Below are 12,905 nucleotides of genomic sequence, written 5' to 3'. Positions count from 1 at the left end.
CTTCGGGGGCGTGGTCGAAGCTCTGCACGAGCAGCGAGCGCCAGCCCGCGTCGCTCCAGCCGCAGTAGGTGCGCCGCACGAATAACGGTTGCCGGGCCGATTTTGTTTACGGTACCGTTTCGTATAGAAAAGGAGGTGCCATGACAGTCCTCATCGCCGGCGCGGGCCCGACCGGCCTGGCCCTGGCCTGCACCCTGCGCCTGCACGGCGTGGCGGTCCGCGTGCTCGACCGCGCCCCCGGCCCGTCGGAGACCTCGCGGGCCAACTTCCTGCACGCGCGTGGCTCCGAGGTGCTGGCCAGGATCGGCGCGCTGGGCACGCTGCCGCGGGAGTCGATCCCGGCCATGCGGATCACCACCTACGCGGGCGCGCGGCCGGTCATGCGCATCCGGTTCGGTGATCCCGGCCTGAAAACGGCGGCCCCGCCGATGGTCGTCTCCCAGGCCCGCGTCGAGGCCGTGCTGCGCGAGCGGCTGGCCGAACTCGGCGTGGAACCGGAATGGGGCGCGGAGGTCGCCGGAGCCGAGCAGGACAGCGACGGTGTCCGCGTCCGGCTGGGCGACGGCCGGGAACTGGACGCGGGCTGGCTCGTCGGCTGCGACGGCTCGGGCAGCGCGGTCCGCAAGCTGGCGGGCATCGGCTTTCCCGGCACGCGGCTCAGCGAACGCTTCCTGCTCGCCGACCTGGAAATCGACTGGGACCTCGATCGCGAGGGCACCAGCGGCTGGGTGCACCCGGACGGGCTGTTCGCCGCGATGCCGATGCCCGGTGGTTCGTGGCGCCTGTTCTCGTACGACCCGGAGGGCGGCACCGAACGGCCGGAGCCCGAGGTGATCGTCGACCGGCTCCGGCAGCACCTCGCGCGGCGCACCGGGCGGACGGCGAGCTTCGGCAGGTGCGGCTGGGCGTCGGTGTTCAGCGTCCACCGGCGGCTGGCCGACACCTACCGCCAGGGCCGGATCTTCCTCGCCGGGGACGCCGCGCACGTGCACGCGCCCTTCGGTGGTCAGGGCATGCTGACCGGCCTGGGCGACGCGGAGAACCTGGGCTGGAAACTCGGGCTCGTGCTCGGTGGCCATGCCGGGCCCGGACTGCTCGACACCTACGAAGCCGAACGGCGGCCGCTCGCCGAAGACGTGCTTCGCGGCACCGCGCTGGCGACACGCGTGAACATCGCCGGCAGCGCGCTCGGCCGGTTCCTGCGGGACAAGGTGCTGATCAATCTGGGCAATCTTCCCTGGGTGCAACGGAAAGCGACCTACACCGCCTCGCAGCTGTGGGTCAGCTACCGGAAGGGCCCGCTCGGCGGGCGGCGCCCTATCGGGGACCGGATCGCCGACCTGGACTGCGTGCGCGAGGATGCCACGCGGACAACCCTGCACGCCGAACTCGGCGGGCGCTGGGCGCTGCTGCTGCCCGCGTCCGGCGCCGAGCGGCTGGCGGGTGAAGCGCGGGAATGGCTGGGAGATCGGGTGGTTGTGCTGCGGCGTGACGAGGAACGGGCGGTGCCGGTGCTGGTGCGGCCGGACGGGCATGTGGCGTGGCGCGGGGAAACGGGCCTCGGCGGCAGGCTGTCCGCGCTGCTGCGGTCGCCGGACCGGGTGGCCGGATGACCCGCGGCAGGCCACGCGACCCGGAAACCGACGCCGCGATCCTGCGCGCGGCCGCCGCGGTTTTTGTCGAACGCGGGGTGGAGGGCGCCAGCATCGAGCAGATCGCCAAACGGGCGGGCGTCGGGAAGGTGACGGTGTACCGGCGCTGGGCGGCGAAGGAGGAACTGATCGCGCAGGCGGTCGAATTCCTGCTGGCCGACCAGGTCAGCAAGCCACCGGCCGAGGTGGTCGCCCGGAGTTCGCCGTACGAGCTGGTGGAAAACGCGCTCGAAAGCGTCGCGGAAACCGCGGCCAGCCCGGAGTTCCGGGCGCTGGCCGCGCGAGTGCTCGGCTCGGCGGTCAGCCACCCGGAACTGATGGCGGTCTACTGGGAGCACTACGTCCGGCCGCGGCGGGAACTCACCCACGCCCTGCTGCGGCGGGCGCAGGAAGAAGGCACCGTGGCCGCGGACGCCGACCTGGACGTGCTGACCGACATGATCGCCGGTGCGGTCACCTACCGCGCGCTGCAACCGGATCCGCCCGGCACCGACGGCATGCGCACCTACCTGCGCACCCTCTTCCGCCAAGCGGGCCTGCTCCCCTGAGCACCTACAACGCGGCCAGCGCGCAGGCCGCGAGCGCGATCCTGCGCTTGACTTCGACCGCGCGCAGGCCCACATAACAGGCGCCGAGACCGGTCGCGGTGCCCGTGCTTCCGGCATAACACGCGGTCACCTCCGGAAAACCGATTTCGATGCCGTACGCCTCCAGGTAGTCCGTGCACTCGGCGACCCCGCGAGTGCCCGCTTCCTGCTCCGCCGGCGGCGGTGGTTCGGTGGCCTGAGCCGGTGCCGCCACCAACAACGCCGTGGACATCGCCAGTGCGCCGGCGAGAATCTTCCGCTTCATCGTCACTCCCCCAGTTGTGCAGTGAATCCCTTTGCTCCCGCAGCTTCCGGCACGGAACCGCGCACCGGCACCACCTTTTCCCGGTCGGGAAAAGGTGTGCACCCTCTTCCGCCAAGCGGATCTACTCCCCTGAGCACCCGCCGGCGCATGTCACGAATGTGGCTTTCGAGACGCGAAACGTCTCGAAAGCCACATTCGTGACATCGGTGCCCGCGAATACCCGCCGGGTTGGTTCGCCACGGCCCCGCGTCCGGCGCTGCCTTAGCATCGGGGCGTGATCGCCACGCCGACTCGTCCGGGACCGGCCGCGCCGCCGTCGGATCGGGAAGGGGCGTTGCTGGGCAGGCCGATGCCCGCTGACCGGTGGCGCGGCTGGGTGGTCACCCTGGTGCTCGCGGCACTCGGCGGCGTGGTCCGGTTCCAGCACCTCGGCGTGCCCACCGACCACGGCACGCCGGTTTTCGACGAGAAGTACTACGCCGTGCAGGCGTGGCAGATGCTGCGCAACGGCGGCTACGAAGACAACTACGCCTACGAGTACATCGTGCACCCGCCGCTGGCGAAGCAGCTGATCGCGGTGGGCGAATGGCTGTTCGGCTACACCGCGTGGGGCTGGCGGTTCAGCGCGGCGCTGGCGGGCACGCTGATCATCGTGCTGACCGTGCGGATCGCCCGGCGGCTCACCCGCTCCACGCTGCTCGGCGGCATCGCGGGCATCCTGGTCGTCTGCGACGGCGTGCTCCACGTGCAGTCGCGGATCGGCATGCTCGACATCTTCATCGCGTTTTTTGTGCTCGCCGCCTTCGCCTGCCTGCTCGCCGACCGCGACCAAGTCCGCGCGCGGCTCGCGCTCGCGGTGCGTGAGGGCTGGATCGGCGAATCCCCGTTCGGGCCACGGCTGGGGTTCCGGTGGTGGCGCTTCGCGGCCGGGCTGATGATCGGGCTGGCGTTCGCGGTCAAGTGGTCCGGGCTGTACCACATGGCGGCGTTCGGACTGCTGTGCGTGGGTTTCGACGTGGCCGCGCGCCGGGCGGCCGGTGTCGCCCGGCCCTGGGTCGGCACCCTCGTGCGTGACGTCGCGCCCGGGCTGTGGGCGTTCGTCGGCATCGGTTTCCTGACCTACCTGGGCAGTTGGTGGGCGTGGTTCGCGAGCGAGACCGCCACCGACCGTCACTACGTCGAAATCGACGGCATCGACCCGGGCTTCTTCGCCTGGGTGCCGCCCGCGCTGCGCTCGCTGGGCGGCTACTCGATGAACGTGCTGCGCTTCCACGAAACCCTGCTGACCCCGGCGAACGACCCGCACCCGTGGGAGTCGAAACCGTGGACGTGGCCGATGGGCCTTCGCCCGATGCTGTACTCCTACGAATCGGCCCCGAACGGAGTATGCGGTGAGCCCGACTGCGTGCAGGCCACCATGCTGCTCGGCACCCCGGCGATGTGGTGGCTGGCCCTGCCGGTGCTCGCCTTCGGGCTGTGGCGCTGGCTTTTCCTCGCGGACTGGCGGCACGCCGCGGTGCTCATCGGCTACCTGGCCGGGCTGCTGCCGTGGTTCCTCAACCTCGACCGCCAGATGTACTACTTCTACGCCACGCCGATGGCACCGTTCCTGGTGCTCGGCCTGACCCTGGTGCTCGGCCACATCCTCGGCAGCGCGCAGCGCGGGTTCGAGCGGCGGGGCACCGGGCTGCTCGTGGTGTCGTTGTACGCCGGGCTGGTGGTGGCCAACTTCGCCTGGCTGTGGCCGATCCTGAACGGCGACCCGATCACCCACGAGCACTGGCAGTCCGAACTCTGGCTGCCGTCCTGGCGCTGACCGGTCACAGTTCGAGCGGTGGCATGGGCGCGCCGCCCGGCTGCCAGGTGCGCAGAAACCCTTCCTGCGCGGCGATGTCGACCAGTTCGACGCGCGCGCCGATGCTGTCGAGGCGGTGGTAGGTGAAGGAACGGCCGTACGGGCAGGCGTCGAATTCCAGCGGCGCGCCGCGCTTGGCCAGCCGCTGCTTGCCGGTGCCGACATCGCTGGCCCAGTAGCCGAGGTGGTCGAACCGTGAGCCGTCCGTCGCGTCCCACGGGCTGCCCGGATCGCCCTGGATCACCTCGAAGAACGGCGGTCCCTCGACGGAGAAGACGATCCGGTACGACCAGTCCCCCAGCGTTCCCTCGCGGACCGGGCTCCACCGCACGCCCACGGCACGGGTGAGGTCAGTGGTCGCGCGGTCGAGGTCCTGGACGGCGAAGCACAGGTGGTAGAAGTTGCTCACCGACCCGGTTCTACCAGCGGCGTGCCTCTCCCGGCGGCCTGCCGTACCGGCGCCGGTAGGCCGCGGCGAACCGGCTGGCGCTGGAAAATCCCCACCGCGCCGCCACTTCGCTCACCGTCGCCGCCGGATCGGCCACCAGGTCGGCGTGCGCCCGTTGAAGGCGGATGCCCAGCAGGTACTCGCGCGGGCTGCGGCCGAGCGTGCGCTGGAATCCCTCCTGCAGCCGCCGGACGCTGGTGCCCGCGACGGCCGCCATCTCACCCACCGTCCACGCGCGGGCCGGGTCGTCGTGCAGCTGGTCCACCACCCGGGCGATGGCCCGCGGGCGTGGTGGCGAACCGTGACCGGCCTCCGGGCAGCCCGCCAGCAGGAAGCTCGCCGCCACCGCGCCCGCCAGCTGGTCGCGGACCGGCGGCTGGTCACCGAACAACCCGGGGTCGTGCAGGTGGGCGACCAGGCTCGCGACCAGCTGCCGCCACGCGCGGCCGCGTCCCCCGGTCAGGTCCAGCTGATCGGGCAGGTCACCACGCAGGGACACCCGGTCGTCGCCGAGCACCCGTTCGGCCTCGCGGTCGAGCCACGCGCTGTCGAACTTCACGCCGAGCACGGTGCAGGTGGCGTCCCAGTGGCTGATCAGCGACGGCGTGTCCGCGCGGAACACCGTGCTCTGGCCGGGGACCGACGTCACCACCCCGTGTCTGCCGCGGCTCTCCAGGTGACCGGTCAGCGGCAGGTTCACCTCGTAGGCGCCGGGATAGTCGCAGGCGATCCGCACGTCGGCGCCCCAGCCGACGTGACCGATCAGCACCGGCCCGAGGTCGAGCGTGCGCAGGGTCAGCCGGGGCTCGCGGCCACCACCGAGCAGCCGCAGCTCGTGCGGGAAGTACGCCTCGGCCACCTCCCGGGATGCCTCGTCCCAGTCCCGGGGTGCGGCACCACGCCGTGCGCGCATGGCGGTGAGCGTACCTGAGGCACAGGTCACGAACCGGGCGCGCGAACCGTGCCGTCCCCGCGCGAAGCGTGTCGCCGAAGCGCAGGTCAGCGCCTTACCGTCCCCTCCCATCCCGGACAACGACGTGGGAGGAGACACCCGATGACGACCACCGAACGGCCCGAGCTGGCCTGGCTGGCCGACGTCACGATGACCGAGCTGGAGCGCAATCCGTACGCGGTCTACGAACGGCTGCGGGCCGAGGCACCGCTGGCCTACGTGCCGGTGCTCGGCGCGTACGTCGCCTCCACCGCCGACGTCTGCCGCGAGGTGGCGACCAGCCCGGACTTCGAAGGCGTGATCACCCCGGCGGGCGGCCGGACCTTCGGGCACCCGGCGATCATCGGGGTCAACGGCGAGATCCACGCCGACCTGCGGTCGATGGTCGAGCCCGCGCTGCAGCCGGTCGAGGTGGACCGCTGGATCGACGACCTGGTCCGCCCGATCGCCCGCCGCTACCTCGGCCGGTTCGAGAACGACGGCGCGGCCGAGCTGGTGGCGCAGTACTGCGAGCCGGTCAGCGTGCGGTCCCTCGGTGACCTCCTCGGCCTGCACGACGTCGAATCGGACAAGCTGCGCGAGTGGTTCGCGAAGCTGAACCGCTCGTTCACCAACGCCGCGATGGACGAGAACGGCGAGTTCGCCAATCCGGCGGGCTTCGCCGAGGGTGACCAGGCGAAGGCCGAGATCCGCGCGATCGTCGACCCGCTGATCGACCGCTGGATCACCGAACCCGACGACAGCGCGATCTCCCACTGGCTGCACGACGGCATGCCGCCGGGGCAAACCCGCGACCGCGAGTACATCTACCCCACCATCTACGTCTACCTGCTCGGCGCGATGCAGGAACCGGGCCACGGCATGGCGTCCACGCTGGTCGGCCTGTTCAGCCGGCCGGAGCAGCTGGAACAGGTGGTGGACGATCCGGCGCTGATCCCGCGGGCCATCTCGGAGGGCATGCGCTGGACCTCACCGATCTGGTCAGCGACCGCGCGCATCTCGACCAAGCCGGTCACCGTCGCCGGGGTCGACCTGCCCGAGGGCACGCCGGTGATGCTGTCCTACGGCTCGGCCAATCACGACACCGGGCAGTACGACGCGCCGACCACCTACGACCTGCACCGGCCGCCGCTGCCGCACCTGGCCTTCGGCGCTGGCAGCCACGCCTGCGCGGGCATCTACTTCGCCAACCACGTCATGCGGATCGCGCTGGAGGAGCTGTTCGAGGCGATCCCGAACCTGGAACGCGACACCGGCGAGGGCGTCGAGTTCTGGGGCTGGGGTTTCCGCGGGCCGACCAGCCTGCACGTCACCTGGGAGGTGTGAGCGATGGCCTTCGCGGTGCGCGTGAGCGGCCGCCGGGTCGAGTGCGCGGAGGACCAGAGCCTGCTCGACGCCTGCCTGCGTGCCGGGTTGTGGCTGCCGAACTCGTGCAACCAGGGCACCTGCGGCACGTGCAAGCTCCGGGTGGTCTCCGGCTCGGTCGACCACGGCGCTTCCCCGCTCGACACCCTCACCGAGGACGAACGGGCGGCGGGCCTGGTGCTGGCCTGCCAGGCGCGTCCCACCGGCGACACCGAGCTGAGCGGCACCGGGACCACCACCGGACGGGCCGCGCACCCGCTGCGCGACCTGGCCGCGACCGTCGTCGAGATCGAGGACATCGCCAGGGACACCCGGCGGGTGCTGCTCGGGCTCGCCGAGCCGCTGGCCTTCGAGCCGGGGCAGTACGTCGAACTGGCCGTGCCCGGTTCGGGGGTGCGGCGCCAGTACTCGCTGGCCAACACCGCCGACGAGGACAAGGTGCTGGAACTGCACGTCCGGCGGGTGCCCGGCGGGGTCGCCACCGACGGATGGCTCTTCGGCTCGCTGGCCGTCGGTGACCGCGTCGAGGCGTCCGGTCCGCTCGGCGACTTCCACCTGCCCCCGGCGGACGAGGACGACGGCGGGCCGATGGTGCTCATCGGCGGCGGCACCGGGCTCGCCCCGCTGGCGGGCATCGCGCGCACCGCGCTGGCCCGGCACCCCGGCCGGGAAGTGCTGCTGTACCACGGAGTTCGTGGCACGGCCGACCTCTACGACCAGGCCCGGTTCGCCGAAATCGCCGGTGGGTACCCGAATTTCCGGTTCGTGCCGGTGCTTTCGGACGAGCCCGACCCGGCTTACCGGAGCGGCTTCCCCACCGACGCGTTCACCGAGGACGTGCCCAGCGGGCGGGGCTGGTCGGGTTGGCTGTGCGGGCCGCCGGCGATGGTGGCCGCGGGGGTCAGGGCGTTCAAGCGCCGCCGGATGTCCCCGCGCCACATCCACCGCGAGCAGTTCACCCCGTCCTGAGATTCACTTGCGCCAGCACAGGTAGTGGGTCACGCCGCCCCTCGGGCTGGGCACCACGTCCATGTGGAAGCGGTCGCGCAGCTCGTCGGGCGACTCCCACAGCCGCGAGCCGGAGCCGAGCTCCACCGGCGAGACGGCCACGTGCAGGGTGTCGACGAGGTCGGCGTCGAGGAACTCGCGGATGGTGCTGGCCCCGCCGCCGAGGCGCACGTCCTTGCCGTCCGCGGCTTCCTTGGCCTGCTTGAGCACGGTCGCCGGATCGCCGTCGACGAAGTGGAAGGTGGTGTCGGACAGGCTGAACGACGGGCGCACGTGGTGGGTCAGCACAAAAACCGGGGTGTGGAACGGCGGCTCGTCGCCCCACCAGCCCTGCCACTCGTAGTCGGTCCACGGTCCGCGCTGCGGCCCGAACTTGTTGCGCCCCATGATCTCGGCGCCGATGTTGTGCGCGAAGTCGCGGGTGAGGTAGTCGTCGAGGCCGCGGCTGCCGCCGGGGTCGGTGCGGTTGGGCCAGCTCGCGGTGGCGCCCGCCCAGGCGAACATGGTGCCGGGATCGGCGTGGCCGAACGGGCGCTCGAGGCTCTGGTTGTCCCCGGCCCCGTAGCCGTCGCTCGAGATGTTGAAGTTCTGCACCTTCAGCAGCTGGGTCATCGGTTCTCCTTCAGGTCGGATGCACGGTAGACCAGCTGGGCCGGAAGAACTCATCGCCGGGCCGATGAGAGCTGGCTCACACCACCGGAGACATTGACGAAAGTCGGGGTCCAGCAGGCACTTCGGCCAGTACTGGACCGCCCCGAGGCCGCCGAAGATGACGTCATGATCCGAAAGTTGCTGGCCACCTCGCTGGCCGCGTTGATGTTCGCGGGCGCCTTCGCCGCGACCGGAACCGCCTCGGCCGCCGGCGAACTGGTGCTGCCCGCGCCCACCGGACCCGCCGCCGTCGGCCGGTCCACCCTGCACCTGACCGACCACTCCCGCCGGGATCCGTGGGTGCCGGAGCGGCCCAGGGAGCTGATGGTGTCGCTGTACTACCCGGCCCAGCCGGGCACCGGCTCCCCCGCGCGTTATCTCTCCACTGAGGAAGCCCGCCTGCTGCTGGAAATGCAGCACCGCGAGGATCTCGTTTCCCCGCGAAAGCTCAGCGAGACCCGGACCAACGCCCGTGACCACGCGCGCCCGGTCCCCGGCCGCCACCCCTTGCTCGTGCTGTCGCCCGGTTTCACCCTGCCGCGCGCCACGCTGACCGTGCTGACCGAGGACCTGGCCAGCCGCGGTTACCTGGTCGCGCTGGTGGACCACGCCTACGAGTCCAGCGGGGCCGCGTTCCCCGGCGGGCGCATGCTGACCTGCGTCGCCTGCGCCGAGGTCGAGCGGACCGGCGACGCCGGATACCGCCGGGTCGCGCAGACCCGCGCGCGGGACGTGTCCTTTGTGCTCGATCGGCTGGGCACGTTCGGGCGGCTGGTCGACCGCGGCCGGATCGGCATCGCCGGGCACTCCATCGGCGGCAACACCGCCGCCGTCGCGATGGCGGGCGACCCACGATTCCGCGCCGGGGTCAATCTCGACGGCGAGTACTTCGAGCCGGTCACCGGGCTGTCCGGCAGGCCGTTCCTGATGATGGGCACCGAAACCCTGCACCGGCCGGACGGCGGCGACCGCACCTGGCCGCGGGACTGGCCGCGTTTCGACGGCTGGAAGCGCTGGCTGACGGTGGCCGGTTCGGGGCACTTCAGCTTCATCGACCTGCCGGTGCTCGCCGCGCAGCTCGGCGTGACCGACCCGGCCGCCCCGCTGCCCGGCACGCGGTCGGGTGAGATCACCAGGGCGTACACCGGTGCCTTCTTCGACCAGCACCTGCGGAGCCTGCCGCGGCCGCTGCTCGACGGGCCGTCGGCGGAGCAGCCGGAGGTCGGCTTCCATTCGCCTCAGCCGACGGGGTAGGCGAACCGGCCCCACGCGACGAACACGATCAGCACGAGGTAGACCAGGTTCGCGACCATGTGCCCGAACTCCCGGCGCCGGATCATCACCGTCGCCGCCCCGGCCATGATGATCGCGAGCCCGACGGCCGCCACCGGAACCAGGACGGGCGCGACGCCGGTCACCGCGGGCAGGACCAGCCCCGCCCCGCCGAGGACCTCGAAGAACCCGAGGGCCTTGACGAAGGCGGGGCTGAAGTCGTTGACCCAGCCCGCCCCGCGCAACCCGGCGAGCTTGCCGTGGGGGACGACCAGCTTGCCGATGCCCGAAAGGACAAAAACGGCGGCCAGCACACCGGCGACGATCCACAGGCTGAGGTTCATGTTCTGCTCCCTGGCGGTGGCCCCGGTCCTTCCGGGGCCGTCACCACCACGACGGGAGGCCGCGCGGAAAGGTAACGGCGGTCAGCCTTCGGGGTAGAACACGAACAGCGTGCAGCCGGTGGCCGACGCTGGCACGTGCCACGAACCGGCCGGGGCGTGCAGGAAGGTGCCCGCCGGGTAGTCGCGGGCGCCGTCGTTGAAGGTGCCTTCGACCACGTAGACCTCCTCCGGTCCCGGTTCGTGGACGTCCCGGCGCGGCCACGAGCTGCCGGGGTCCATCTCCAGCACGTTGGCGTGCGCACCCGCCGGACTTGTCCACAGTGGACGCAGCCGGATGCCGGGGAACAGCTCGCGGACGGGGGCTTCGGCGACGGAAACGGAGGTGTAGCCCTCCTGGTCGAGGATTTCGGGATGCATGACCCCACCGTGCCGATTCCACCGCGGGCCGGACAGTGTCGGCAAAGACATCATGGGGTACTTTCCTGCCATGCATCGTGTGGTGGCCGTGGTCCGGCCGGTGCAGTCGACCTTCGAGCTCGGCTGCGCCGCCGAGGTCTTCGGCACGGACCGCGCCGGGGTGCCGCGGTACTACGAGTTCGAGGTGTGCGCGGAAACGCCCGGTCCGGTGCCGACCACCGCCGGGTACGCGATGTCGGTGTCGCGGGGACTGTCCGCGCTGGCGTCGGCGGACACGGTGATCATCCCGGGCTGGGCGCCGGTGGAGGCCCCGCTGCCGGACCGCCTGCGCCGCGCGCTGCTGCGGGCGCACGCCCGTGGCGCGCGGCTGGTCACCATCTGCTCGGGGGTGTTCGCGCTGGCCCGAACCGGCCTGCTCGACGGCCGCTCGGCCACCACACACTGGGCACGCGCCGAGCAGTTGCGGCGCGAATTCCCGCGTGTGCGCGTGGAACCGGACCGGCTGTACGTGGACCACGGCGACGTCGCCACCAGCGCCGGCGCGGGCGCGGGCATCGACCTGTGCCTGCACCTGGTCCGGCGGGACCACGGGGCCGCGCACGCCGCGCTCGTGGCCAGGCACATGGTGATGCCGCCGCACCGCGACGGCGGTCAGGTGCAGTACGCCCCGCCCGCCCCGCCGGAGGACACTTTGGACGGACTGCTCGACTGGGCCGCCGCCCGCCTCGGCGAACCGCTGTCGGTGGCCGAGCTGGCCGCGCAGCTCAACGTCTCCCCGCGGACGCTGGCCCGGCGCTTCGCCGAGCAGCTCGGCACCAGCCCGGGCGCGTGGCTGCTGTCCCGCCGCGTGGCCGAGGCCCGCACCCTGCTCGAGGAGACGAACCTGCCGGTGGAGACCATCGCGGCCAGAGTGGGCCTCACGTCGGCGGTCAACCTGCGGCGCCGTTTCCACGCACTGGTCGGCACCACGCCGGGTGCCTACCGGCGCGCGTTCCGCCTCACCTGAGCTGGTCCACGCTCGGCAGGGGCCATTCGTAGCGCTCCTTCGCGATGCGCAGGTGCACCCAGGCGTCCGCGCTCACCACGTCCTCCCGGTCGCCGATCTGTTCCAGGGTCTCGTCGAGTTCGCGGGCGGCGCGGGCCGCGACGGTGGCGACCACGTCGTACCGGCCGATGGTGCGCGCGAGGAATTCGACGTCGTCCCTGGCCGCGAGCGCCGCGGTCACGCCGTCCCCGGCACCGCGCACGTTGAGCCCGATCCCGCACACCAGCCCGGCGTCCGGGCGCGCGCGGCTGAGCACCGGCGCGATGCGGATGACCTCGTGCTCCACCAGGTAGCCGACCCGCGTGCGGGTGGCCGACGGCGACAGGCCGACGTGCTGGGCGGTCCGCGCGAAGCTCTCCCGGCCGTCGGCCTGGAGCCGCCGCATGATGGCGAGGTCGCGGTCGTCGACCCGCAGCCCCGGTGGCAGCGGGCGGCCGGGCATGAACAGGCCCTTGAGCACGTCGACGTAGACCAGCGTGTTGACCAGCTCGACGTCCGGCAGGCCGCGGATGTCGGCCACCGTGCGGTACAGCTCCGCGGGGTCCGGCAGCCGCAGCTCGGCGACCACCTGGTACTCGCCGCTCACCGCCGAGACGAAGGCCGCCGCGGGCAGGGCCGCGATCGCCGCCGCGGTGGCCCGCGACCGGCCCGAGGTGCGGATCGCCAGGTGCGCGTAGGCGGTCAGGCCGAGGAATTCGGGGTGGACCGCGGCGATCACGGTGAGCGAGCCGTCGGCCTTCAGCTGCGCGAGCCGGGCGGAGACGGCGGATCGTGAAGCACCGACGCGCTGGGCGAGGTCGGCCACGCTCATCCGCCCGTCGGCCCGCAGCGCGGCGACCAGCGCGTCGTCGAAGTCCATTTTCCCTCCAGATTTTTCCGCAACCCCGGGAAGTCATATCACGTTCGTGGCGCCGCTTGTGCCGCTTGATTGCACTCATTTGCTTGATCAACCCGGCAGATCAACTGCATGTACGACTTCCTGGCGCGTGATCTGGTTGCTCCGCGCCCTGCCCGTGGTTACCTTCACCGCCACGCCGTCACCAG

14 protein-coding genes are annotated in these 12,905 nt (G+C 71.8%); 7 read left to right on the top strand and 7 right to left on the bottom strand.

The window, feature by feature from the left end:
• Positions 1 to 140 precede the first annotated feature (140 nt).
• Complete coding sequence (locus A4R43_RS00785) at positions 141 to 1,613, top strand: FAD-dependent monooxygenase (protein WP_113690518.1); 1,473 nt, start codon at positions 141 to 143, stop codon at positions 1,611 to 1,613.
• Positions 1,610 to 2,200 carry a TetR/AcrR family transcriptional regulator gene (locus A4R43_RS00780; protein WP_113690517.1) on the top strand — a complete coding sequence of 197 codons (591 nt, stop codon included), beginning with the start codon at positions 1,610 to 1,612 and terminating at the stop codon, positions 2,198 to 2,200. The genes A4R43_RS00785 and A4R43_RS00780 overlap by 4 nt, the downstream gene beginning before the upstream one ends.
• Before the next feature lie 4 nt (positions 2,201 to 2,204).
• Here A4R43_RS00780 and A4R43_RS00775 read toward each other — a convergent pair whose 3' ends face one another.
• Positions 2,205 to 2,504 (bottom strand): hypothetical protein, encoded by a 300-nt coding sequence (locus tag A4R43_RS00775; RefSeq protein WP_113690516.1) that lies wholly within the window; start codon positions 2,502 to 2,504, stop codon positions 2,205 to 2,207.
• Positions 2,505 to 2,778: 274 nt separating this feature from the next.
• Between A4R43_RS00775 and A4R43_RS00770 the strand changes: the two genes are divergently transcribed.
• A complete protein-coding gene (locus A4R43_RS00770; RefSeq protein WP_236808689.1) occupies positions 2,779 to 4,320 on the top strand; it encodes a dolichyl-phosphate-mannose--protein mannosyltransferase in 1,542 nt (513 codons plus the stop codon).
• A 4-nt stretch (positions 4,321 to 4,324) separates the two neighbouring features.
• Here A4R43_RS00770 and A4R43_RS00765 read toward each other — a convergent pair whose 3' ends face one another.
• Positions 4,325 to 4,768 carry a VOC family protein gene (locus tag A4R43_RS00765; RefSeq protein WP_113690514.1) on the bottom strand — a complete coding sequence of 148 codons (444 nt, stop codon included), beginning with the start codon at positions 4,766 to 4,768 and terminating at the stop codon, positions 4,325 to 4,327.
• 10 nt (positions 4,769 to 4,778) lie between these two features.
• Entirely contained in the window at positions 4,779 to 5,720 is a 942-nt protein-coding gene (locus A4R43_RS00760; RefSeq protein WP_113690513.1) for an AraC family transcriptional regulator, read from the bottom strand.
• 141 nt (positions 5,721 to 5,861) lie between these two features.
• Between A4R43_RS00760 and A4R43_RS00755 the strand changes: the two genes are divergently transcribed.
• Together A4R43_RS00755 and A4R43_RS00750 are read left to right on the top strand one after the other, a co-directional pair.
• Complete coding sequence (locus A4R43_RS00755) at positions 5,862 to 7,085, top strand: cytochrome P450 (protein ID WP_113690512.1); 1,224 nt, start codon at positions 5,862 to 5,864, stop codon at positions 7,083 to 7,085.
• Positions 7,086 to 7,088: 3 nt separating this feature from the next.
• Positions 7,089 to 8,093 carry a 2Fe-2S iron-sulfur cluster-binding protein gene (locus A4R43_RS00750; protein ID WP_113690511.1) on the top strand — a complete coding sequence of 335 codons (1,005 nt, stop codon included), beginning with the start codon at positions 7,089 to 7,091 and terminating at the stop codon, positions 8,091 to 8,093.
• 3 nt (positions 8,094 to 8,096) lie between these two features.
• Here the strand turns inward: A4R43_RS00750 and A4R43_RS00745 are convergent, their stop codons facing one another.
• Positions 8,097 to 8,744, bottom strand: coding sequence for a dihydrofolate reductase family protein (locus A4R43_RS00745; protein ID WP_113690510.1), 648 nt, complete (start codon positions 8,742 to 8,744; stop codon positions 8,097 to 8,099).
• A 165-nt stretch (positions 8,745 to 8,909) separates the two neighbouring features.
• Here A4R43_RS00745 and A4R43_RS00740 point away from each other — a divergent pair, with 165 nt between their 5' ends.
• Positions 8,910 to 10,037, top strand: a complete 1,128-nt coding sequence (locus A4R43_RS00740; protein ID WP_113690509.1) for an alpha/beta hydrolase family protein — start codon at positions 8,910 to 8,912, stop codon at positions 10,035 to 10,037.
• Here the strand turns inward: A4R43_RS00740 and A4R43_RS00735 are convergent.
• On the bottom strand, positions 10,022 to 10,399 hold the full coding sequence (locus A4R43_RS00735; protein WP_113690508.1) for a DoxX family protein: 378 nt from the start codon (positions 10,397 to 10,399) through the stop codon (positions 10,022 to 10,024). The two genes, A4R43_RS00740 and A4R43_RS00735, sit on opposite strands and share 16 nt — an antisense overlap.
• Before the next feature lie 81 nt (positions 10,400 to 10,480).
• The gene (locus tag A4R43_RS00730) at positions 10,481 to 10,816 is read right to left on the bottom strand and encodes a cupin domain-containing protein (RefSeq protein WP_113690507.1); all 336 of its coding nucleotides are present in this window, start codon (positions 10,814 to 10,816) and stop codon (positions 10,481 to 10,483) included.
• 70 nt (positions 10,817 to 10,886) lie between these two features.
• Between A4R43_RS00730 and A4R43_RS00725 the strand changes: the two genes are divergently transcribed.
• A complete protein-coding gene (locus A4R43_RS00725) occupies positions 10,887 to 11,822 on the top strand; it encodes a GlxA family transcriptional regulator (RefSeq protein ID WP_113690506.1) in 936 nt (311 codons plus the stop codon).
• On the opposite strand, the gene A4R43_RS00720 is transcribed toward A4R43_RS00725, so the two are convergent.
• Positions 11,815 to 12,720, bottom strand: coding sequence for an Lrp/AsnC family transcriptional regulator (locus A4R43_RS00720; protein ID WP_113690505.1), 906 nt, complete (start codon positions 12,718 to 12,720; stop codon positions 11,815 to 11,817). The two genes, A4R43_RS00725 and A4R43_RS00720, sit on opposite strands and share 8 nt — an antisense overlap.
• Between the last annotated feature and the right edge of the window lie 185 nt (positions 12,721 to 12,905).

Source organism: Amycolatopsis albispora, assembly GCF_003312875.1.
Classification (GTDB): Bacteria; Actinomycetota; Actinomycetes; order Mycobacteriales; family Pseudonocardiaceae; genus Amycolatopsis; species Amycolatopsis albispora.
Note: the sequence above shows the minus strand (reverse complement) of the source record. Positions and strands in the feature narration are given on the sequence as shown.

Excerpts from the sequence above, each read along its gene's own strand:
- A4R43_RS00760 (WP_113690513.1), bottom strand. The coding sequence starts at position 5,720 with ATGCGCGCACGGCGTGGTGCCGCACCCCGGGACTGGGACGAGGCATCC.
- A4R43_RS00750 (WP_113690511.1), top strand. The coding sequence starts at position 7,089 with ATGGCCTTCGCGGTGCGCGTGAGCGGCCGCCGGGTCGAGTGCGCGGAG.
- A4R43_RS00725 (WP_113690506.1), top strand. The coding sequence starts at position 10,887 with ATGCATCGTGTGGTGGCCGTGGTCCGGCCGGTGCAGTCGACCTTCGAG.
- A4R43_RS00735 (WP_113690508.1), bottom strand. The coding sequence starts at position 10,399 with ATGAACCTCAGCCTGTGGATCGTCGCCGGTGTGCTGGCCGCCGTTTTT.
- A4R43_RS00755 (WP_113690512.1), top strand. The coding sequence starts at position 5,862 with ATGACGACCACCGAACGGCCCGAGCTGGCCTGGCTGGCCGACGTCACG.
- A4R43_RS00730 (WP_113690507.1), bottom strand. The coding sequence starts at position 10,816 with ATGCATCCCGAAATCCTCGACCAGGAGGGCTACACCTCCGTTTCCGTC.
- A4R43_RS00785 (WP_113690518.1), top strand. The coding sequence starts at position 141 with ATGACAGTCCTCATCGCCGGCGCGGGCCCGACCGGCCTGGCCCTGGCC.
- A4R43_RS00780 (WP_113690517.1), top strand. The coding sequence starts at position 1,610 with ATGACCCGCGGCAGGCCACGCGACCCGGAAACCGACGCCGCGATCCTG.
- A4R43_RS00775 (WP_113690516.1), bottom strand. The coding sequence starts at position 2,504 with ATGAAGCGGAAGATTCTCGCCGGCGCACTGGCGATGTCCACGGCGTTG.
- A4R43_RS00720 (WP_113690505.1), bottom strand. The coding sequence starts at position 12,720 with ATGGACTTCGACGACGCGCTGGTCGCCGCGCTGCGGGCCGACGGGCGG.
- A4R43_RS00745 (WP_113690510.1), bottom strand. The coding sequence starts at position 8,744 with ATGACCCAGCTGCTGAAGGTGCAGAACTTCAACATCTCGAGCGACGGC.
- A4R43_RS00740 (WP_113690509.1), top strand. The coding sequence starts at position 8,910 with ATGATCCGAAAGTTGCTGGCCACCTCGCTGGCCGCGTTGATGTTCGCG.